Source organism: Rhizobium sp. P38BS-XIX (assembly GCF_012641435.1).
In the GTDB taxonomy this organism is placed as follows: Bacteria; Pseudomonadota; Alphaproteobacteria; order Rhizobiales; family Rhizobiaceae; genus Rhizobium.
In genome coordinates, this window is the sequence record NZ_JABAIJ010000003.1 from 361,122 (window position 1) to 381,661 (window position 20,540).

The 20,540-nt window shown below is 59.0% G+C and carries 19 protein-coding genes; 8 read left to right on the plus strand and 11 right to left on the minus strand.

Going from position 1 to position 20,540, the window contains the following annotated elements; all coding sequences use genetic code 11:
* Window positions 1-89: 89 nt before the first annotated feature.
* From HGP17_RS13745 to tauA, 9 genes are all read right to left on the minus strand, one after another.
* A complete protein-coding gene (locus HGP17_RS13745) occupies window positions 90-1,532 on the minus strand; it encodes a sensor domain-containing diguanylate cyclase (protein WP_168809761.1) in 1,443 nt (480 codons plus the stop codon).
* Between the two features lie 201 nt (window positions 1,533-1,733).
* Window positions 1,734-2,183 carry a manganese-binding transcriptional regulator MntR gene (gene mntR / locus HGP17_RS13750; protein ID WP_168809763.1) on the minus strand — a complete coding sequence of 150 codons (450 nt, stop codon included), beginning with the start codon at window positions 2,181-2,183 and terminating at the stop codon, window positions 1,734-1,736.
* A 105-nt stretch (window positions 2,184-2,288) separates the two neighbouring features.
* Window positions 2,289-3,593 (minus strand): Nramp family divalent metal transporter, encoded by a 1,305-nt coding sequence (locus HGP17_RS13755; RefSeq protein WP_168809766.1) that lies wholly within the window; start codon window positions 3,591-3,593, stop codon window positions 2,289-2,291.
* Window positions 3,594-3,869: 276 nt separating this feature from the next.
* Window positions 3,870-4,874: an inorganic phosphate transporter gene (locus HGP17_RS13760; protein ID WP_168809768.1), complete on the minus strand. Its 1,005-nt coding sequence runs from the start codon at window positions 4,872-4,874 to the stop codon at window positions 3,870-3,872.
* Window positions 4,874-5,515 carry a DUF47 domain-containing protein gene (locus HGP17_RS13765; RefSeq protein ID WP_168809770.1) on the minus strand — a complete coding sequence of 214 codons (642 nt, stop codon included), beginning with the start codon at window positions 5,513-5,515 and terminating at the stop codon, window positions 4,874-4,876. Before HGP17_RS13765 ends, HGP17_RS13760 begins: the two co-directional genes overlap by 1 nt.
* Before the next feature lie 102 nt (window positions 5,516-5,617).
* Complete coding sequence (locus HGP17_RS13770) at window positions 5,618-6,697, minus strand: LLM class flavin-dependent oxidoreductase (RefSeq protein ID WP_168809772.1); 1,080 nt, start codon at window positions 6,695-6,697, stop codon at window positions 5,618-5,620.
* A 78-nt stretch (window positions 6,698-6,775) separates the two neighbouring features.
* Complete coding sequence (locus HGP17_RS13775) at window positions 6,776-7,630, minus strand: ABC transporter permease subunit (RefSeq protein ID WP_168809774.1); 855 nt, start codon at window positions 7,628-7,630, stop codon at window positions 6,776-6,778.
* Window positions 7,627-8,415, minus strand: coding sequence for an ABC transporter ATP-binding protein (locus HGP17_RS13780; protein WP_168809776.1), 789 nt, complete (start codon window positions 8,413-8,415; stop codon window positions 7,627-7,629). Before HGP17_RS13780 ends, HGP17_RS13775 begins: the two co-directional genes overlap by 4 nt.
* Window positions 8,416-8,472: 57 nt before the next feature.
* Window positions 8,473-9,486: a taurine ABC transporter substrate-binding protein gene (tauA, locus tag HGP17_RS13785; RefSeq protein ID WP_168809778.1), complete on the minus strand. Its 1,014-nt coding sequence runs from the start codon at window positions 9,484-9,486 to the stop codon at window positions 8,473-8,475.
* A 401-nt stretch (window positions 9,487-9,887) separates the two neighbouring features.
* On the opposite strand from tauA, the gene HGP17_RS13790 reads away from it, so the two are divergent.
* From HGP17_RS13790 to HGP17_RS13825, 8 genes are all read left to right on the plus strand, one after another.
* Window positions 9,888-10,880: an MsnO8 family LLM class oxidoreductase gene (locus HGP17_RS13790; RefSeq protein WP_168809780.1), complete on the plus strand. Its 993-nt coding sequence runs from the start codon at window positions 9,888-9,890 to the stop codon at window positions 10,878-10,880.
* Window positions 10,881-10,905: 25 nt separating this feature from the next.
* Complete coding sequence (locus tag HGP17_RS13795) at window positions 10,906-12,255, plus strand: LLM class flavin-dependent oxidoreductase (protein WP_168809783.1); 1,350 nt, start codon at window positions 10,906-10,908, stop codon at window positions 12,253-12,255.
* Between the two features lie 16 nt (window positions 12,256-12,271).
* Window positions 12,272-13,471, plus strand: coding sequence for a M20 aminoacylase family protein (locus HGP17_RS13800; RefSeq protein WP_168809785.1), 1,200 nt, complete (start codon window positions 12,272-12,274; stop codon window positions 13,469-13,471).
* Between the two features lie 8 nt (window positions 13,472-13,479).
* Complete coding sequence (locus HGP17_RS13805; protein ID WP_168809787.1) at window positions 13,480-14,028, plus strand: GNAT family N-acetyltransferase; 549 nt, start codon at window positions 13,480-13,482, stop codon at window positions 14,026-14,028.
* Window positions 14,029-14,068: 40 nt separating this feature from the next.
* A complete protein-coding gene (locus HGP17_RS33920; RefSeq protein WP_168809789.1) occupies window positions 14,069-15,853 on the plus strand; it encodes an amino acid ABC transporter permease/ATP-binding protein in 1,785 nt (594 codons plus the stop codon).
* Between the two features lie 92 nt (window positions 15,854-15,945).
* Entirely contained in the window at window positions 15,946-16,890 is a 945-nt protein-coding gene (locus HGP17_RS13815; protein WP_168809791.1) for an ABC transporter substrate-binding protein, read from the plus strand.
* 125 nt (window positions 16,891-17,015) lie between these two features.
* Window positions 17,016-17,906: an ABC transporter substrate-binding protein gene (locus tag HGP17_RS13820; protein ID WP_348648939.1), complete on the plus strand. Its 891-nt coding sequence runs from the start codon at window positions 17,016-17,018 to the stop codon at window positions 17,904-17,906.
* Between the two features lie 11 nt (window positions 17,907-17,917).
* A complete protein-coding gene (locus HGP17_RS13825; protein WP_168809794.1) occupies window positions 17,918-18,958 on the plus strand; it encodes an LLM class flavin-dependent oxidoreductase in 1,041 nt (346 codons plus the stop codon).
* Window positions 18,959-19,031: 73 nt separating this feature from the next.
* On the opposite strand, the gene HGP17_RS13830 is transcribed toward HGP17_RS13825, so the two are convergent.
* Complete coding sequence (locus HGP17_RS13830) at window positions 19,032-19,814, minus strand: ATP-binding cassette domain-containing protein (protein WP_168810084.1); 783 nt, start codon at window positions 19,812-19,814, stop codon at window positions 19,032-19,034.
* Between the two features lie 305 nt (window positions 19,815-20,119).
* Complete coding sequence (locus HGP17_RS13835) at window positions 20,120-20,533, minus strand: hypothetical protein (RefSeq protein WP_168809796.1); 414 nt, start codon at window positions 20,531-20,533, stop codon at window positions 20,120-20,122.
* Between the last annotated feature and the right edge of the window lie 7 nt (window positions 20,534-20,540).

The window sequence follows — 20,540 nt, forward strand, 5'->3', positions numbered from 1 at the left end:
CTCATTTGGCATTCAAGAGACCGGCTGTTCTGTCGGCCAGGATGAAGAGACGGACGGCTGCGTCGTGAGCTGCCCGCTTCGCCGGAGTGTCAGCTATTTGCGCCTGCAGCGGCATAATGCGCTTTCTTGTGCTCATACATGCCGAGATCGGCCCGTTTGACCATGGCGCCCATGGTTTCTCCCGGCTGGCTGGTGGCAACGCCGATGGCGACGCTCAGCGGCGCGCTGGAATAGAACTGATTGTTGATCTTGAGCAGCTCGTTGATCGTTTCGACCATCGCAGCGACTGAAAGTTCATCGGCTCCGGGCATGAGGACGGCGAATTCGTCGCCGCCAATGCGGGCTGCATGATTGGGCTGAGACACCACGCTGTTCAGCACTTCGCCCATGCGCCGCAGCAAGGAGTCGCCCGCATCGTGGCCGCTCTCGTCATTGGCCTCTTTCAACCCGTTGAGATCGATGATGATGGCGGAGACGGGCCGCAGCGATTTACGCTCAAGCCGGTTGAGCTCCTCCATGTAGAAAGCACGATTGTATAGCCGGGAGAGCACATCATGCTTGCCGAGATATTCGAGATAGGCTTCGGCCTTCTTGCGCGCCGTAATATCGGTCAGTGCGACCTGAACCAGCGACCAGTCATGCTCATGGCCGGGGAAGACGGAAAATTGCAGGAGCACATGCCGTTCCGAGCCGTCCAGCGCGTAGTTGAGCACCTCACGCTGATGGAAAAGTCGCTCGTTCCACAATTCGACCAGCTGACCGCGAAAATGCTTTTCCATGTCGTCGCGGAAGACTTCGCCAATGCGTTGATGCAGGGTTTGGCGATCCGGAGCGCAGAAAAGATCGAGCGTTGCCTGATTGACGTCGATCACGCTGATCTCGCTCATGCATTGCTGAACGAATTCCGGATGCACGTCCAGGAATACCTGGAAATCGACGATGCCGCGATTGCGGATTTCATCGAGCAGGATCTTGATGCGGCTGAAATCCTCGACCCAGAGAGAAACCGGCGAATGTTCAAACATTCCCTCGGCATAAAGCCGCTGGCTCTCTTCCCGGCGCCGAGCTTCCTCGCGCGCGGTCACATCTTCGGTTGTCAGCAGCAACTGGTTCCACGAATTCTCGTGCCCAGGCAAAATGATGCCTCTGAGCTGAATGTCCAGGCGCCTGCCGCCAAGCGTATAGTTGATCGCGGTGCCGGAGAACTCGGTCTTTCCTTCCCATAGCGCAACCAGTTCGTTCACGTGGCTTTGAAGCATCTCGCCGCGAAAGATGTTGGGCAGGCCCGCAACCAGCGCATCGAAGGACGCGGCCTCAAACAATTCCAGCGTCTTGGCGTTGACGGCGACGACCTTGATCTTTTGCGAGCAGCTGGCGACGCGCTGAACGTCCGCGAGCAGGAAAGCGCGCAGATCGGTCACCCCTTCGCTGCGCCAAAGGTCGAATTGCTCCTTAACGCCGCTGAAATCCTCCAGCCACATGGCAACGGGGGCAATGTCGAACACGGTGGTGCTAAGGTCTTGGGCGTTCATCATGATTCCCTGCGCCGGCAATAAAAATATGTATAATTACGACAACAGCCGGCAGCTCGCTAAGTCTTGCTTAGCGAAGATTTGTAAAGCATGCGTTTATACCGGTGGATCGGTCAAGTCAGACGGTAGCCGGCGATCTATTTCAATCCATTCTTGGTGAAACTATGCCTAAAATGGCTCGTTTTGCTCAATTTCAGGGCATCAGGTTTTCAAAAACCGCTCGAACGCTTCCAGCGTCTTCTCGCTGACATGATGCTCTATGCCCTCTGCATCGTTTCTTGCCGTGTCGGGATCGACGCCGAGGCGGCACAGGACGGCTTCCACAACTTCATGTCGACGACGTGTGGCAATTGCCAGACGATGGCCTTCTTCCGTCAGGAAGACGCCGCGATAGGGGCGTTGGGTGATCAGGTTTTCCTCAGCCAGTCGCTTCAGCATCTTGGCAACCGTCGGCTGGGTTACCCCCAGGCGCTGCGCGATATCGGTCTGGCGCGCTTCGCCGGCATGCTCTATCAGATCCGCGATGAGTTCGACGTAATCTTCCATCAGTTCCGTACGTCGATCGTCACGGCTTTTCTGGAAAGCCTCGACATGCGTTTCGACTTCAGTGGAAGCAAAACGGCTTTCCGGGACTACAGGCGGTTTCGTCAAGGCGGCTTACCCTCATGAAGTTAAGAGTCGCGTGATGATGTTTAGCCTTGACTATAAATAATTCAACTCCGTTATGAAACCCCGGTGCGTGTTATAGACCTGTGGTTATTCCAGCCCAGGGATCGGGATGCCAAATGTCTGGCAAAGCAGGATGGCATTGAGACAAAGGATGATGATCGTTCCGAGGATCGCACCAATGTCGGTCAAACGGCCATTGGCGAAGTTGCCCATGATGGCGCGGTTCCTGGTAAATAGCACAAGTGCGATCATGGGGATTGGCAAGGCGAAGGACAGCACGACCTGACTATAGACAAGTGCTTCGGTGGTGTTGACGCCCATGAGCACGACGACGAACGCCGGAAGCATGGTCACCAGCCGCCGAAGCCAGACGGGAATGCGGAAGCCGACAAAGCCTTGCATGATCATCTGGCCCGCCATGGTGCCAACGGCGGATGAAGAAATGCCGGACGCCATCAGCGAGATCAGGAAGATGCTTGCCGCAGCGCCGCCCAGCAGTGGCGTCAGCGTATGATAGGCGCTCTGGATTTCGGCGACAGCGGGATGGCCTGCATGAAAGGCGGCCGATGCCATGATCACCATCGCCATGTTCACTGCACCGGCGACGGCAAGCGCAATGACGCATTCCCAATTGGAAAAGGACAATAGCTTGCGCCGCTCGCTGTCATTGCGGCCTGGAGCGCGATGCTGGGTGAGGCCGGAGTGCAGGTATAGCGCATGCGGCATCACGGTTGCGCCAATGATGCCGACGGAGATCGTCAATGCCGTGGAATCTGGAATCGATGGAAGAATAGCGCCCATGCCAGCCTGACCCCAGGCGACGGGCGCAATGAACATCTCAAGGATGTAGCAAAGACTTATGATCGCGACGAGACCGCCGATAACGAGCTCCATCGGCCGGAAGCCACGCTTGTCCATCAGCAGCATGCCGTAGGTAACAACCGCAGTCACCGCCATCCCGGCGATCAACGGCATGTGGAAGAGCAGGGACAGGCCGATTGCGCCGCCCAGAAATTCCGCAAGATCCGTTGCCATGGCTGCGATCTCGCTTATGCCCCACATCGTGTAGCGAATGGGTGCCGGAAAGCGATCGCGACAGAGTTCCGCAAGATTATGGCCGGTGACGATGCCAAGTTTTGCCGAAAGCGCCTGAAACAACATGGCGATCAGGTTCGCGGTCAACACCACCCAGAGCAGCGTATAGCCATAGGCAGAGCCTGCCTGAATGTTCGTCGCGAAATTGCCTGGGTCCATATAGGCGATGGAGGCGATCACCGCCGGACCGGCAAAGAGAAGATTGGAACGGAAACCTCGGCGGCGACCGGCCAAGACTTCGCGAATCTGCATATCCGTCCGTTCCGACAATGTGCGTCGGACAAGCGAGTCTGTCATGGGGGCTTTCTCCAGCTCGTTATTAAAAATATAGCTTCGGCTAAATTTAAGTCAATAAGCCAATATTGGATGATTGTGCTAATATACGGCGCTGGCAGAGTGGCGTGCTGATCTCGACATCGGGACGACGTTGTGACGCTGACCTTTGGAAGGGATCTTGAAATGGTCAGGATGGGGCCAGCCAATGAACGAAGCGGCCGCCTGAATCGAAGATTACGGCCCTATCGGCCGTGATCCGGAACATTGAGATCTATTTAAATCAGGGGCGTGCGTCGCCTATCTGAAAAGCTGCATTGCCCAATAGGACAGGGCTGAGATGGCCGCCGCCGCAGGTAGCGTAATGACCCAGGCGATGACGATGTTGCCGGCGAGGCCCCAGCGCACCGCCGACATACGGCGTGCTGCACCCACACCGATGATCGCGCCCGTGATCGTATGCGTGGTGGAGACGGGGATGCCCAGCCAGGTTGCCGCAAACAGCGTCAAGGCTCCGCCGGTTTCCGCGCAGAAACCCTGCATCGGATTGAGGCGGGTGATCTTCGACCCCATTGTATGGACAATGCGCCAGCCGCCGAACAGGGTGCCGAGAGCCATGGCGGTCTGACACGACAGCACGACCCATAAAGGAACATGGAAAGAGCCGCCGCCATAGCCCTGGGAATACAGGAGGATTGCAATAATCCCCATGGTCTTCTGCGCGTCATTGCCGCCATGGCCGAGCGAGTAAAGCGACGCCGAAAAAAACTGCAAGATGCGGAACGTGCGGTCGACGGCAAAGGGTGTCTGGCGGACGAACACCCATGTCACGATCAGCACCAGAAACAAGGCGAGCACGAAGCCGATCAGGGGTGACATGACGATCGCGCCGGCAGTCTTGAAGACGCCGAGCCAGACGATGGAGCTGACACCAACCTTGGCAAGGCCTGCACCGATCAAGCCGCCCACGAGGGCGTGGGACGAACTCGAGGGGATGCCGAAGACCCAGGTGATGATGTTCCAGACGATCGCTCCGAGCAGGGCTGAAAAGATAACCGTCGGATCGACAATGCTGGGATCGATGATGCCTGTTCCCAGCGTCTCGGCGACGTGCAGGCCGAAGAAAAGGAAGGCGATGAAGTTGAAGAATGCGGCCCACAGCACCGCATATTGCGGCCGCAGCACACGGGTCGACACGATGGTGGCAATGGAATTCGCCGCATCATGAAGGCCGTTCAGAAAATCGAAGAACAGCGCCGTGGCGATGATACCCACCAGCAGCGGAGAGGCGATCGAGGCCTCCATCAGACGCTCTCGAGCACGATGCCGTTGATCTCATTGGCGACGTCCTCGAAGCGGTCGACGACCTTCTCCAGCTCGCCGTAGATTTCGCTGCCGATAATGTAGGCCATCGCATTGGATGCGCCGTGATTGCGGAACAGATCCTTCAGGCCCTGGTCGTGAAGTTCGTCGGCATGGCCTTCCACCTTGACGATCTCCTCCGTCAGGCTGCCGAGTTTGGTGACATTGGCGCCCATCCGATCGAGCAGCGGCACAGCTTCAGCGACCAGATAGGCGGCCTTGACGATCACCGCACCCATCTGTTGCATGCCGGGATCAAAACTCTTCTGCTCGAACAGACGGATGGTTTTCACCGTCTTGTGCATCATGTCGATGGCGTCATCCATCGACATGATCAGATCCTTGATGTCGCCGCGGTCGAACGGCGTGATGAAGCTGCGGCGTACGGCCAGCAGCACATCGCGGGTGATGGCATCGGCCTGATTTTCAAGATCGACGATCTGCCGGCATTTGGCATCGATGTCCTTGCCGGACAGCAGGTCGTTCAACGCTTCGGCCGCGCCGACGATCGTGCGCGAGTGCTGCGCGAAAAGATCGAAAAAGCGATCCTCGCGCGGCATGAGTTTACGAAACCAGCCTAACATCAAAGCCCCATGCGTTCATTGTCATGAAACTGTCATAATTGACTGGGGCGGCCTTGGAAACCCGGAAGGTCGCGATGTTCTGTGGGTATGGTTATCTTCGGTTTACAAAGATCGATCGCGCAGGAGCGGCAGTAGCTGATGTCCCTGTCTCTCGATTTCCGCGAGATAGGGCGTATCCGAGAGTATGAAGTGGGTGATGCCGATATCCCGATATTTCATGAGCGAGCGCGCCACCTCCGAGGCAGACCCGACCAGCCATGTCGTGCCGGCACCACCGCCACCGACCCTGCCGGGTGCCGTATAAAGATTGTCGTCGAGTACGTCGCCACGCGCGGCGAGATCGAACAAGCGCTTCTGTCCCTCGGCAATTGACTGCCGGTGATCGTGCCACCTGGCTCCACCGGTTTTGGCCATTTCGGCAACCTTTGCTTCGGCGTCGGCCCAGGCCTGCTCGGAGGTGTCGCGCACCAGAGTGGTAATGCGCAACCCGAATTCCAGAGGAGCGAGATCGCGACCGAGGCTTTTGCTTAGCGACTTCAGGCGTTCGATGCGCTCTTGGATGCCATCCAGGGGCTCACCCCAGAAAAGCTGAACATCCGCCTCCGTGGCGGACACCCGTTCGGCCGCTTCGGACGCGCCGCCGAAATAGAGCTTGGGATGACGGCGCTCGCCACGTGGATTGATCCGTGGCGCGGTCGTGGATGCAGTGACGCGGAAGTGCTCGCCGTCATAGGTCACATCCTCCTCGATCCATAATCTGCGGACCAGACGGATGAATTCGCGAGTACGGCCGTAACGGTGTGCAGGCTCGCCTTCACTGTCGCCATAGGCTGCGAGATTGTCCTTGCCTGATACGATGTTGATGCGCACGCGGCCACCGCTCAATTCATCCAGGGTCGCGGCGGCCGATGCGAATTGTGCCGGCTGCCAATAACCGGGGCGAATTGCGATCAGCGGTTCGAAGGTGGTGGTGCGAGCAGCAAGGGTGGCTGCAACGGTGAACGTGTCAGGTCTGCCCCAGCCGGTTCCGATCAATGCGCCCTTCCAGCCATGCGCTTCAAGCGCCCTGGCGTGGCTGGTCAGCGTTTCCAGGCTGTTGTGGTCCTCGACAGCGATATCACCCCGGTGTCCGGGCTTGACGTCATTGGGAATGTACCAGAGAAACTCGCTGCTGCTGCTCATGACTTGCCTATACGCCTTGTCTGAATGAGACATGGGTGCGCGGATGCATCTGGAGCCCGGCCGCCAAGGATGTGCTGTTCAGAGTTTGCCCTTCCATGGAACGAGAACGGCCTCCAAGACGCGGATCCCCGCTGTGAACGCGAAGGCGCAGATCGCGATGATGCCGATGCCGACGAAGACGACATCGGTTGCCAGGAACTGCGATGCCGACATGATCATGAAGCCGATACCGCGTGTGGAGGCGATGAGCTCGGCTGCCACCAAGGTTCCCCAGCCGATACCGAAGGCGATCCTGACGCCGGTCAGTATTTCAGGCAGGGCGGAGGGCAGCACGATCGACAGAAACAGCTGAAGCCGGTTTGCCCCCAGCGAACGCGCAGCGTTGACACGCTCGAGAGGGAGCGAGCGGACGCCTGCCTGCGCCGAGAGGCAAATGGGCGCGAACATGGCGAGCACAAGCAGCGTGATCTTCGAGGTCTCGCCTATGCCGAGCCAAATGATCATCAGCGGCAGATAGGAGAGAGGCGGCAACGGCCAGTAGAACTCGATGGGCGTGTCGAATATTCCCTTTGCCCAGCGGTTGAGCCCCATTAGCAAACCGACGGGAATGCCGATTGCGATCGCGATGGCAGCCGCGACGACGATGCGGAACAGGCTTGCGGAAATATGCTCTGAAAGCGATGCGCCCGCATAACCATCACGATAGACGACGCCGATTTGCGTCAGCACCTCGTCGGGCCGTGGCAGAAAGAGGTGGGATACCCAACCGAGCGTCGAGATCAGCCACCACAATCCAAGAAAAAAGATCCCCGTCGCGATGCTGATCGCAATCGTCGGTTTGCCGCCTACACCGAAGCTTGGCATTTGAACCAGCTTCGGCCGGGCGTCGCGCTCGGACGCGGCGATGCTCCTTGTCTGGATGACGTCGCTCATGCCGCGCTCCTGAAATCGTCTGCATTGTGGAGGATTGTGCGGATCTCTTCCCTGAGATTGGTAAATTCCGGAGAAGTGACGATCGACTTCGCGTTGCCGCCAGCCGCAAGGCGATGCACGAAATCCAGCGAAAAGCGGGCGACGACACGGCCGGGCCGCGGCGACATGACAAGCACTTCAGTCCCGAGAAACAATGCCTCGTCGATGGAGTGCGTTATGAAGAAAATGCGCTTGTCGGTTCTCGCCCAGACGGAGATGAGCAGCTCCTGCATCTGTTCGCGGGTCAGGCTATCGAGGGCGCCGAAAGGTTCGTCCATCAACAGAATGTCAGGATTGGTCGCGAGCGCCCGGGCGATGCCGACCCGCTGGCGCATCCCGCCCGAAAGCTCGTAGGGCGATGCGTCTGCAAAGTCGGTCAATCCAACCAGTTTCAAGAGTTCGAAGGATCGCTCGCGTCGTTCCCGCCGTCCCAGGCCGGCAAATTGCAATCCGAGCGCGACGTTATCGACGACGGATTTCCAGGGCAGCAATGAATCTTTCTGGAAGACGACGCCGCGATCGGAGCCAGGCCCGGCGACGGGCCGGCCATCCAATGTGATCGAGCCATCCGAGAGCGGCAGAAAGCCGGCGATCGCGTTCAGCAGGGTGGACTTGCCGCATCCTGATGCACCCAGCGCCACCACGATCCCGCGCTCCGGGATATTGAAGGATACGCGATCGAGCGCGTGAACGGCTCTCCCATCGCGCGCTGCGAAGAATACACTGGCATGATCGACTTTAAGCATATGTTTTTTCTCAAAGGTTCGACGCCGGCGCGACATGCGCGCCAGCGTCAGGGAGGATCAGTTGCTTGCGCTTACGAGTGCATCGGCCGTCACGAACGCACCGTAGTTCGGCAGGACCTCGGACACCTTGCCCTGGGTCTTCAGAAAAGTTGCCGTGTCCTTCAGGATCTTCGCCGCACCGGATTGGTCGCCACCGCCAAGCCACGCGCTGGACGCCTGGACATCCGGTGTCAGCAGCGTGAGGTTTTTCAGCGCAGCAGCCTGTTGGTCGGCCGTTCCACCAAGGAGCTTGGCGAGTGCCTTTGCGTTATCGCTATCCGGTCCCCAGGCTGCGTTGTCGGCGGCGAAGGAGGCGTAATACTTGCTGATGACGGATGCGAATGACTGCAGGAACTTTGGATCGCTAGCGGCAAACTTCGATGTTGCGACCCAGGCGGAGAAAGTGGGAGCGCCCTTGTCGGCGACATCCTTGGAGGTCACCAGCACCTTGCCGTTCTTTTTCAGCTCCGTCAGCGCCGGATCCCAGACGAAGCCGCCATCGATATCACCGCGATTGTAGCTGGCAACGATTTCCGGCTGCGGGACGGTGAAAACCTGAACGTCTTTTTCGGTAAGGCCGAGAGACTTTATGAGGGCAAGCAGCTGGTAATGGTCGGTCGATACCGGCGCTGCCGCGAGCTTCTTCCCCTTCAGATCGGCAAGCGTGTTGATGCCGGAGCCATTGCGAACCACAAGCGCCTCATCGACGCCCGAGATCGAGGACAGATAAAAGGCCTTCACGTCCAGGCCGCGGGAGGCAGCCGCGGCAAACGGGCTTGATCCAACATAACCGATCTGCACATCGCCCGATGCGATGGCCGCGAAGATCTCAGCTCCCGAGTTGAATTTGCGGAAATCGATCTGATAGCCGGTTTCCTTGGCAAAATCGCCATTGGCAATGGCGACGGAGGACGGCAGTGCGTCGGTCTGATAGCCGACGACGACTTTCTTATCGGCCGCGGCAGCGGCTGATACCGTTGAAATGCTGAGGACGCCAATTGCGGCCGCCGCGATCAGTTGCTTGAAATTCATTCTTGGCCCCTTCGCCCATAGTGGCGTTTCCCTGAGTGCAATGAGCAGAGCCTAGCGAAGGGAACGGCGGGAACGACAGAAATAACAAACTATTTTTATAGACTATAAGGGGAATGGTTGTCTAAATTGGCGAGCGTCGAAGCGCGGGCTTCTTCACGGTGCCGTCCTCCTCTCCGAAAATATCGGCAAGGCACACTCCTTATAGGCCGTTCTTCGTTGCGAATTTCCGCGCAACGCCATGCTGAAGGCATACGCGCCATCCATATGATCAACTGCTTATTTTTTCCGCATCTGCGGCGAGAAAAAGAAAGCTGTTTCTTAAATTCCTTAAAATCTATGCTTTTTATAGACTATTGCTTGATGGTCGGCATCGAGCACGACTATGGATGAAATGAAACGGCATGTCCTATCTTCTCAGCCTTCTCGACAAGAGCCCGATCGAACAGGGGCTCACTGCCAGCGACGCGCTTGGTGTCACCACGCGATTGGCCGCCAGAGCCGAAGAGCTTGGCTATCATCGCTTCTGGGTTGCCGAGCATCATAATATGGCGAACCTCGCAAGCTCGGCGCCCGAGGTGCTGATCGCCTATCTGATCGCCAGAACCTCCCGGATTCGCATTGGTTCGGGCGGTGTCATGCTGCAACATTACAGCGCCTATAAGGTCGCTGAGGCGTTCAATCTGCTGGCCTCGCTTGCGCCCGGTCGCATCGATCTCGGCGTCGGCAAGGCACCAGGCGGCTTTCCGTTATCGACACGTGCACTTCAGGTGGCCGTCGATCCTGAGAGGAAGCCGAGCTTTGCTGAGCAACTCTCGGAGCTGAATGGTTATCTTGCTGCCGATCCAACCTCCGAGGGTGCGCTGGCAACTCCGTTCCCGTCGCACCCGGCGGAACGCTTCCTTCTCGGTGCCAGCGTCGAAAGTGCCGAGCTCGCTGCCGAAAAAGGCTGGACGCTGGTTTTTGCCGGTCATCTGAACGGCGATCCAGACAATCTCAGCAAAACCTTCGAGGCCTATGGCCGCGCCACGGGTGGAAGGGTGCCAATCCTTGCGCTTGCGGCCTTTGCTGCCGAGAGCGAGACGCACGCCCGTGAGCGCGTCGGTCAGCTCCGCATCGTCAAACTTTTCCTGCCCAACGGCCAGAGCGTCAATGTCGGCAGCCTGGAGCAGGCGGCGGAATTCGCACGACAAGCTGGCGTCACGGACTACCGAACCGAAGAGAAGGTGCCGAGCGTGCTCCATGGTACGGCGGCGCAGATTCGCGCCGAGCTCGATGCTCTCCACCATCGCTACGGCGTGGAAGAATTTGTCCTCGATACGCCGGCGCTGACCGCCGCCGAGCGGCTCACCTCAATCGAACTGCTCGCCAAAGAGCGGCTTTCCCTCGTCGCCTGAACGGCCTGTCCCAGGAGGATCAATCATGGCTCAGAAACACGTCACTTTCGGTATCATGCTGCAGGGCCCGGGCGGCCATATGAACGCCTGGAAGCATCCGAGCGTCCCCGCCGATGCGAGCACCAATCTCAATTTCTTCGTCAAGACTGCCCGTAAGGCGGAAGAGGCCGGTATCGCCTTCGCTTTCGTTGCGGATGGTCTCTATATCAATGAGCAGTCGATCCCGCATTTTCTCAACCGGTTCGAGCCGCTGACCATCCTGTCGGCGCTGGCCGCCTTCACCACAAAGCTCGGGCTGGTCGGCACGGTCTCGACGTCGTACAGCGATCCTTTCACGATTGCGCGCCAGTTCGCCTCGCTGGACCTGATCAGCGGCGGCCGTGCCGGCTGGAATGCCGTGACATCGCCGCTTGAAGGATCCGGCCGTAATTACAGCCGCGAACATCCCGAGCATGAATTGCGCTATGAGATCGCCGACGAATATCTCGATGCGACGAAAGGCCTTTGGGACTCCTGGGATGACGACGCCTTCGTTCGCGACAGGGAAGCCGGCGTCTATGCCGACAAATCCAAGCTGCATCGACTGAACCACAAGGGTCGGTTCTTCCGTATCGAAGGCCCTCTCAACATCAGCCGCTCCAAACAGGGGCAGCCGGTGGTGTTTCAGGCTGGCGCGTCCGATTCCGGCATCCGGCTTGCCGGCAAGCACGCCGATGCCGTCTTTACCAATGGCGGACCGCTGGAAGACGCCAAGGTTTTCTACAAGCAGGTCAAGCAAAGCGCGGTCGCGCACGGTCGTAGCGCAAGGGATGTCGGCATTTTCCCCGGTATAGGCCCAATTGTCGGCGCAACACAGGAGGAGGCCGATGCCAAATACCAGGCAATCCGCAACCTTGTGACCATCGAGGAGGCGCTCGCCTATCTCGGCCGCTTCTTCGATCATCACGATTTCAGCGTCTATCCGCTGGATGAGCCTTTCCCGGATCTTGGCGATATCGGCCGCAACAATTTTCGCGCCACGACCGACCGCATAAAGAAGACGGCACGTGAGAAGGGATTGACCCTGCGTGACGTGGCGCTCGATGCCGCAACGCCGCGCACTTCGTTTATCGGGACTGCCGAACATATTGCCGATGAGATCATCCGCTGGGTGGATCAGGAAGGCGCGGACGGTTTCATTCTTGGCTTTCCAGTCATCGGCGAGGGGTTCGACGACTTCTCCAAGCATGTGCTGCCTATCCTGACGAGCCGTGGCTATTTCGACCCGGAACTGAAAGGCGAGACGCTTCGCGATCATCTTGGTCTGCCGTTCCGCGAGAGCCGTTACGCGGCAAGCTCCGATGACATCGAACCAGCAAAGGCCGTCGGCGCCTGAGCCCGGACCGATCACTATGAACGCCATCATCAAGCCGGATTCCATCAACGATCCCGTCGAGAAGGGAATTGCCGCCTATCTCGACGAGATCATCGCGCTGCGTCACGACTTCCACCAGTATCCCGAACTTGCCTTTCAGGAGCATCGCACCTCCAAGCGGATTGCGTCGCTTCTGAGCGATTGGGGTTATGAGGTTGCAACGGGCATCGCCGGAACGGGCGTCGTGGCGACTCTGAAGCGCGGAGAGGGGTCCCGCAGCCTCGGCATCAGAGCCGACATGGATGCGCTGCCCATCGAGGAAACGACAAGGGTCGACTATGCCAGCAGCAATCCCGGTGTCATGCACGCCTGCGGCCATGACGGACACACGTCCATATTGCTTGCCGCTGCGCGCTATCTTGCCGAGAGCGGCAATTTCAGCGGCACCTTACGGCTGATTTTTCAGCCGGCCGAGGAGATTGGCGCCGGGGCGCGCAAGATGTTGTCTGAAGGCTTGTTCGATCGCTTCCCTGTCGATGCGGTCTTTGGGCTGCACAATTGGCCGGGGGTACCTGAGGGGCAGTTCGGCTTCGTCGTCGGACCGGCAATGGCCTCCGTCGACCAGGCGTTGATCCGGATTGTCGGCAAGGGCGGCCATGGAGCCGAACCGCATCGCGCCGTCGACCCGGTGCTGGCTTCGGCCTCCTTCATCACGGCACTCCAAAGCGTGGTATCGCGAAACATCGATCCGCAGGATATGGCCGTCGCCACAGTAGGCTCCATACACGCGGGCTCCGCTTCGAACGTCATCCCGGAAAGCGTCGAGCTGAAGCTCACCATGCGTGCTTTCAGCGAAACGGTTCGGGTCAAACTACAGGAGCGGATACCCGCGCTTGCCCGCGCTCAGGCCGAGAGCTTCGGAGCAGAGGCAGACGTTAGCTATCGTCTCGGCTTTCCTGCTCTCGTCAATCACGCCGACGAGACGGACTTTGCCCGCGAAGTCGCAGTGCAAGCATTGGGACCTGCGGCTTTGGCGGCCAATTTCAGACCGCGCACCGCGAGCGAGGACTTCGCCTTCATGCTGGAGGCAAAGCCGGGCAGCTACCTCTTCGTTGGCAACGGAGACAGCGCACCGCTGCATAGCGCTCAATACGATTTCAACGACGCGATCATCGCACCCGCCGCCCGCTACTGGGTGCGCCTCGCCGAAACCTTCCTTGCTGATGACAACAGGTGACAACCGACATGAGCGATACGTTTCTCTACACGACCACGCTGGATCCTCGCGCCAAGCCGCTGATCGACGAGCTGATTTTCGAGTATGACAGCCGTTACGGCACCTACTTCAACGCGGAAGGTGCCGCTGCCGAGTTGAACCGTTACCCGCCGGAGGCATTCGCTCCGCCCCACGGAAACTTTCTGCTTCTTCTACGTGATGGAGAGACGATCGGCGGTGGTGCTTTCAAGCACTACAATGAGCGGACAGCCGAATTCAAACGCATATGGACACGGCATGATCTCCGCCGGCAGGGATTGGCACGCAAGCTTTTGGTCGAGCTCGAGCTGCAGGCCGCCCGGCAGGGTTATCAGCGCATCTATCTGACGACAGGCTTTCGTCAGCCGGAGGCCGTCGGTCTCTATCTGAACAATGGTTACACGGCACTCTTCGACACATCGGTCGATCCCGAAATCTACAAGAGCCTGCCTTTCGAGAAGGATGTTCGGCATCTGGCGCCGTCCTATCGCCCTGAGGCTTCCGACTTGCAGCCGCGTCTGGCCGTCGCCGGACGATGACGGCGACGCGACGCAACGACAATCATAAGGGGCAAGCATCATGGCACTCACCACGGATTTCGCCGGCATCAATGCGACGACGGGAGAAAACGAGAAGAAGACAGACTATGCGCGCTATCGCATCGTGCCGGCGCGGCATCCGGGACGGACGGCAGGCACGATCTTCGCCGCATTCGTTCTCGTCGCCATTCTCTATTCGACCTTTACCAATCCTCGCTGGGGTTGGGGTGTGTTTGCAGAGTGGTTCTTTGCCGAGCCTGTGCTCGTCGGGCTTGGCAGGACGTTACTTCTGACTGCGCTTGCGGCCGTTTCCGGTTCTGTTCTCGGGACAGCCCTGGCCTTGGCGCGCGTATCGAAATCACCGCTGCTGTCGAGCCTCTCCTGGGGGTATATCTGGCTGCTGCGTTCCATCCCGATGATCGTGCTGTTGCTGGTGCTGAACAACCTCGGCTATCTCTATGAGACCATCGCCATCGGCGTACCCTTTACCGACAAGGTGCTTTTCGATTATCCGACGACGCAGCTTCTGACGCCGTTTGCCGCCGCCTTCCTCGGCTTGACGCTGAACCAGTCGGCCTTCTTCGCCGAGATCGTTCGCGGCGGGATTCTGTCCGTCGATCAGGGCCAGCTCGAAGCTGCCGCCGCGCTCGGCCTGCCACGTCGACGCCAGGCATTCCGTATCGTTCTTCCGCAAGCCATGCGTTCGATTCTTCCGACAGGATTCAACGAGATCATCGGGCTCGCCAAGAGCACGTCGATGGTCTACGTGCTCGCGCTGCCGGAACTTTTCTACACCGTGCAGGTCATCTACCGCCGAAATCTCGAAGTCATTCCGCTCCTGATGGTCGCTACGGTCTGGTATCTCGTTATCATGACGGTCCTGTCGATCGCGCAGCACTACATCGAGCGTTATTTCTCGAAGGGTGCCTTGCGCAATCCGACCCCGCTGCCGTTCCAGGCATTCTTCCAGCGCTTTCGTCGGCCGCTGCCAAACGTCGCGGCTAATGTCGGCTCGGATACCGCGTCGCTCGCAGCATTCCGCAGCGTGACCGGACTGCGCGCCAAAGGCGGCGCTGTGCGTATCCACGGAATATCGAAAAGCTTCGGCACGTTGAAGGTTCTCGACAATATCGAACTCAGCCTTCCGGCCGGCAGTGTCACCGCGATTGTAGGTCCTTCAGGTTCCGGCAAATCGACATTGCTGCGGTCCATAAACCATCTGGAACGCGTCGACAGTGGTTTCATCTCGGTGGACAGCGAGCTTGTCGGCTACGCGCAGAAAGGCGAGGTTCTCTACGAACTGAAGGAGAAGGACATCCTGAAGCGCCGGACCGATATCGGCATGGTATTCCAGAGCTTCAATCTGTTCCCGCATCTCACCGTTCTGGAAAATCTGATCGAAGCGCCGATACAGGTGCGCGGTCTGGGGCGGGACGAGGCCGTGGTATTGGCGCAGGAGTTGCTGGCGCGCGTCGGTCTCGGTGACAAGATAAATGCCTATCCACGCCAGCTCTCCGGCGGCCAGCAGCAACGGGTTGCCATTGCGCGCGCTCTAGCCCTGCGTCCGAAGGTCCTTCTGTTCGATGAGCCCACTTCCGCGCTCGATCCGGAGCTCGTCGGCGAAGTGCTCGATGTCATCAAGGAGCTTGCGCGCACCGGCACGACGCTGGTCATCGTAACCCACGAAATCGGCTTTGCGCGTGAGGTCGCCGATACCGTCGTCTTCATGGAGGGCGGCCATATTATCGAAGCTGGCACACCGGCACAGATCCTCAATGATGCGAGACATCCGCGCACGCGCGAATTCCTCGCCAAGGTTCTCTAGCGAACAAGCGCTGGCGAAAAAATGCCGAGCCCCGACGGCATTCGGGCAATGACGACAACCAAGACAACTTTAAGATGAAACGGAGAAGGGACATGGCATTTTTAGATAGTGCACGGTACGTGCTCGCGGGGGTCATTACAGCCGTAGCGCTGAATTGCACTCCGGCCAGTGCAGCCGAGAAGTTCAATCTGAGCCCGGATACATCCAACCGCATCAGGGCGGAGAAGGATGAGGCAGCGATCAAGGCGATCGCACCGGGCTTCAAGTTCGTCACTCCCGGCAAGCTCACGGTGGCGATCAACCCATGGGATCCGCCTATCGCCACTTACGCGACGGATGCGAAGACCGTCGTCGGCGCCGATCCCGATATCGCGCAATTGCTTGCCGACTCCCTCGGTCTGCAGCTCGAGTTGGTCCCCGTTGCCTGGGAGGATTGGCCGCTCGGGGTTTCCTCCGGCAAGTATGATGCGGTGATTTCCAACGTGACTGTCACCGAAGAGCGGAAGCTGAAATTCGACTTCTCGACCTACCGGCGCGACGTGCTTGGCTTCTACGTGAAAGCGGACAGCAAGATCGCCGAGATCAAGGAACCGAAGGATGTCGCAGGTCTCAAGGTCATCACTGGCGCCGGGACCAACCAGGAAAAGATCATTCTCGAATGGGATCGTCAGAACGTCGCAGCCGGCCTGAAGCCGATCGAAGTTCAGTATTATGACGATCGTGCCGCCGCCGATCTTGCTTTGCAGTCCGGTCGCGCCGATGTCGAATTCAATCCGAATGCGACGCAGGCCTATAAGGCCTCGATCAACGGCACGCGCAAGCTTGTCGGAACCGTCTCGGGCGGATGGCCGCTGACGGCTGAAATCGCGGTTACCACGAAGAAGGGCGCTGGTCTTGCCGATGCCCTCACACTCGCCATCAACGATCGGATCAAGGACGGCAAATATGGCGAAGTGCTGAAGCACTGGAGCCTGGCTGCCGAAGCGGTCGATCAATCCAAGACCAACCCTGCGGGCCTGCCGAAGAGCGGTTCGTAATGTTGGTCGAGCGGACCGGCGTTGGTGGGGCCCTCGCCGGTCCGCTCCCATGAATCTCAGATGGAGATACAGTTTCCGTGACTATTCTTTCCAGCCTTAGAAGCAGGTTTGCCGCCGTTGCCGCTATTACCTTGATCGGTCTTGGACCGGCGAGCGCGGCCGAGGATTTCGATCTTAGTCCTCAGCAGCCGGGACGCATTCATGCGGCAAAGAACGAGGCGGCAATTGCCGCCATCCCGAAGGATTTCAAGTTCGTGACGCCGGGGAAATTCACCGTGGCGGTCGCGCCCGGCGGACCGCCGCTTGCCACCTACGCGACAGACGCGAAGACCGTCGTCGGGGCGGATCCGGATTATGCCTATGCCGTTGCCGACGCGCTTGGTCTGCAGCTGGACCTGGTTCCGGTGGCGTGGATCGATTGGCCGCTCGGACTGACATCGGGCAAATACGACGCTGTCATTTCCAATGTCGGCGTGACCGAGCAGCGCAAGGAGAAGTTCGATTTCTCCACCTATCGCCAGGGACTTCACGGGTTCTTCGTCAAAAGCGACAGCAGGATTGCGTCAATCAGGGAGCCCAAGGATGCGGCGGGTCTGCGGATCATCGTCGGCGCCGGCACCAATCAGGAGCGGATTCTGCTGAAATGGAGCGATGAAGACGTCAAAGCCGGCCTGAAGCCGATCGAGCTGCAATATTATGACGATGACGCGGCGAGCCTTCTCGCACTGCAATCGGCTCGTGCCGACGTCATCGTGCAGCCTCACGCTCAGCTCGTCTACATCGCCGCGCGCGACAAGAACATCAAGCGCGTCGGCACGCTTAGCGCAGGCTGGCCGGACCGGTCCGATGTCGCGATCACCACGCGCAAGGGCAGCGGCCTTGCCGATGCACTGACCGCGGCCACCAATGGTCTCATCAAGGACGGCACCTACGCAAAGATACTGGATCACTGGCATCTCGCCGAGGAAGCGTTGCCTGCTTCGGAAACAAACCCGCCCGGCTTGCCGAAATATTGAGGAGACGTGCGATGAGCCATCCAACCCCATCGATCCGCCACATCGGCTTTCTGACACCAGGCAACTATCCGGACGAAGATCCCTTGGCGGGCTTGGAACAAACCCTGCAACTGCTTGAACACGGTGAGCAAAAGGGGTTTGACAGCGCTTGGGTCCGCCAGCGGCATCTTGAGCCGGGCATATCATCAGCCAGCGCCTTCCTTGCGGCGGCAACGCAGCGGACGCGCACCATCGAGCTCGGAACGGCCGTGATCCCGATCGGCTACGAAAGCCCCTATCGTCTGGCGGAGGACCTTGCCACGGTGGACGTTCTCTCGCGTGGGCGACTGAACATCGGCTTGAGTGCGGGGCGGCCCCTGCACGCGGATCTGATCGGTCCACTTGCCTTTGACGGTGATTGGGAAAGTCATGATTTCTCACACCAGAGAGTGCTGCGTTTCGCCAATAATCTGCGAGGGACCTATATTGGCGATCAGAAGACAGTCATAAAGACGCCCTTCGGCCCCCAGCGGCCACGCCTGCAACCCTATGCGAAGGGTTTGATCGATCGCATATGGTACGGCGGCGGGTCGTTGCGCTCAGCGGAATGGGCCGGAAGGAGCGGTTTCAATCTCCTGATCGGCAATGTGACGACAGGGGAAGAGACCGATGATTTCTTCGTCGCGCAGTCGAGGCAGCTCAAGACCTATCGGGCTTCGGGTGGCGAGGAGAGGCGCGTGGCGCTTGGACGTGTCATCGTGCCGTTCGATAGCGCGGATTCCTTGACGCGAAAGCGCTATACGGATTACGCGGCGGGACGTCACGAGCGCACGCTCTCGCCACAAGGCGATCGCAGAACGCTTTTTGACCGCGATATCGTCGGCACGTCGGACGAGATTCTGGAGCGTCTGTTTGCCGATCCTATCCTGCCTTACGTCAGCGAATTCCGCCTGGAGCTGCCTTATGAGTTTCAAGATGAGGAATACAGGCAGATCCTGCACGACTTCGTGACCTCGATCGCTCCGGAATTGGGATGGAAAGCCACGCCGGTCCTGCGACGATCGGCATCCTGATATCGACACGCATTCAGCAAAGCAAACGGAGCAAGGATCTTGCTCCGTTTTTGATATGTCGGCTGCTGATCAATCAGGTCGGGATGGCGACAGGATGACCTGATGCCGGGTGCTGTATGATGTGCATGTCGAGGCCATAGATGGATTTCAGCGCTTCCGTCGTCAGAATATCGTCCGGTGGCCCGTTGGCGATGATCTTGCCGGAGTGTAGGGCGATGATGTGATCGCAGAAGCGGGCGGCCATGTTGACATCGTGCAGCACGACGACGACGCCGAGGCCTCTTGCATGGCTGAGGCTCTGGACAAGAGACAGCACTTCGATCTGATGGGCAACGTCGAGTGCGGATATCGGTTCGTCGAGCAGCAGGCACTCCGCATCCTGGGCAACGAGCATCGCAAGCCAGACGCGCTGGCGCTCGCCGCCGGAAAGCGTGTCGACCAACCGGTCGGCCATGCCGGCGACATCCGTCAGCTTCATGGCTTCCTCGACCTTTTCGCGATCGGTTTGCCCGAAGCGGCCAAGAGCGCCGTGCCATGGATAGCGTCCGAGCGCGACCAGTTCGCGCACCAGCATGCCGGCGGCGGCAGGCGTGGCCTGAGGCAAATAGGCGACCTTGCGCGCGAAGGCCCGGTCACCCCACTCCGTCAGGGGCTTGCCTTCGAAGCGGATGGTGCCGGCGGCCGGAGGCTGCTGTCTGGCCAGCAGCTTGAGCAGCGTCGACTTCCCAGAGCCGTTGTGACCGATCAGACCGACAATGCGTCGCGGCGCGAGCGTCAGGTTCAAAGGCTGAAGCAGGGTTCGGCCGCCAACGCCAAAAGAGACACCGTCGAGCTGGAAAAGATCTTCACCGCCCATGGTTGAAACGTCGACAGGAGGCACGGAGCGTGCTTCTGAGCCACTCGTCATCATCATTCACATTCCTTCGTCTCTGCGCACCGTTCGATCCGCAGGCGGGTGCTCGATGCTGCGCTCACGTCTACCAAGATATGGGCTTGCATTGCTATAGCTATTCTTGAGTTTAATGCACTTGTTTTTACGTGAGCCATAGGAAATAGTGGCCGCCAGTCGAGGTGGCGACGATCCCGGCAGCCAGCTGGCTGGGAAACAGCGCCATACGCCCAATAAAGTCGACATGCGAGCAACGCGGAAGTGAATGCCGGTTAATTCTCGCTCTGGCGATCCTCAAGGATTCTTGTCGCAAGCGCGAGAGCTTCCTGCTCGGAACTCACCATCTCCATTCGCGTGCCAAAAGCCTTGGTCGCGAGGCTCATCTGGACCTGTATGGCTGCGCGTTTAAGGGCGCTTGGCTCAACGCCGATGACGGCCCTGCAGACCGAGGCGAGGGCAGCTTTGTTTTTCTTCAGCCAAATACCGCGCGCCTTTCGATCTTCGTGATCTTCCGCCGGTTGGTCACCCTCCATGATGACAACGAAGGGCATGGAAATGGAAAGGAGGGAATCCATTTCGTGCGCCCATTGTGTGGCATAACCCGGATGAACCGACTGCGCGCTCTGCCGAACGATCGGCCACAGCGAGACGTCGTGGACGGTGAAGGTTGTTACATCTATTGTCATGATATGT

What these genes read in the sequence shown, in the direction of transcription:
- HGP17_RS13780 (WP_168809776.1), bottom strand. Translation starts at nt 8,415, where the DNA reads ATGCTTAAAGTCGATCATGCCAGTGTATTCTTCGCAGCGCGCGATGGG.
- HGP17_RS13770 (WP_168809772.1), bottom strand. Translation starts at nt 6,697, where the DNA reads ATGAGCAGCAGCAGCGAGTTTCTCTGGTACATTCCCAATGACGTCAAG.
- HGP17_RS13760 (WP_168809768.1), bottom strand. Translation starts at nt 4,874, where the DNA reads ATGGAGGCCTCGATCGCCTCTCCGCTGCTGGTGGGTATCATCGCCACG.
- HGP17_RS13755 (WP_168809766.1), bottom strand. Translation starts at nt 3,593, where the DNA reads ATGACAGACTCGCTTGTCCGACGCACATTGTCGGAACGGACGGATATG.
- HGP17_RS13790 (WP_168809780.1), top strand. Translation starts at nt 9,888, where the DNA reads ATGTCCTATCTTCTCAGCCTTCTCGACAAGAGCCCGATCGAACAGGGG.
- HGP17_RS13835 (WP_168809796.1), bottom strand. Translation starts at nt 20,533, where the DNA reads ATGACAATAGATGTAACAACCTTCACCGTCCACGACGTCTCGCTGTGG.
- HGP17_RS13800 (WP_168809785.1), top strand. Translation starts at nt 12,272, where the DNA reads ATGAACGCCATCATCAAGCCGGATTCCATCAACGATCCCGTCGAGAAG.
- HGP17_RS13765 (WP_168809770.1), bottom strand. Translation starts at nt 5,515, where the DNA reads ATGTTAGGCTGGTTTCGTAAACTCATGCCGCGCGAGGATCGCTTTTTC.
- HGP17_RS13795 (WP_168809783.1), top strand. Translation starts at nt 10,906, where the DNA reads ATGGCTCAGAAACACGTCACTTTCGGTATCATGCTGCAGGGCCCGGGC.
- HGP17_RS13825 (WP_168809794.1), top strand. Translation starts at nt 17,918, where the DNA reads ATGAGCCATCCAACCCCATCGATCCGCCACATCGGCTTTCTGACACCA.
- HGP17_RS13745 (WP_168809761.1), bottom strand. Translation starts at nt 1,532, where the DNA reads ATGAACGCCCAAGACCTTAGCACCACCGTGTTCGACATTGCCCCCGTT.
- HGP17_RS13830 (WP_168810084.1), bottom strand. Translation starts at nt 19,814, where the DNA reads ATGGGCGGTGAAGATCTTTTCCAGCTCGACGGTGTCTCTTTTGGCGTT.
- HGP17_RS33920 (WP_168809789.1), top strand. Translation starts at nt 14,069, where the DNA reads ATGGCACTCACCACGGATTTCGCCGGCATCAATGCGACGACGGGAGAA.
- tauA (WP_168809778.1), bottom strand. Translation starts at nt 9,486, where the DNA reads ATGAATTTCAAGCAACTGATCGCGGCGGCCGCAATTGGCGTCCTCAGC.
- HGP17_RS13805 (WP_168809787.1), top strand. Translation starts at nt 13,480, where the DNA reads ATGAGCGATACGTTTCTCTACACGACCACGCTGGATCCTCGCGCCAAG.
- HGP17_RS13815 (WP_168809791.1), top strand. Translation starts at nt 15,946, where the DNA reads ATGGCATTTTTAGATAGTGCACGGTACGTGCTCGCGGGGGTCATTACA.
- HGP17_RS13775 (WP_168809774.1), bottom strand. Translation starts at nt 7,630, where the DNA reads ATGAGCGACGTCATCCAGACAAGGAGCATCGCCGCGTCCGAGCGCGAC.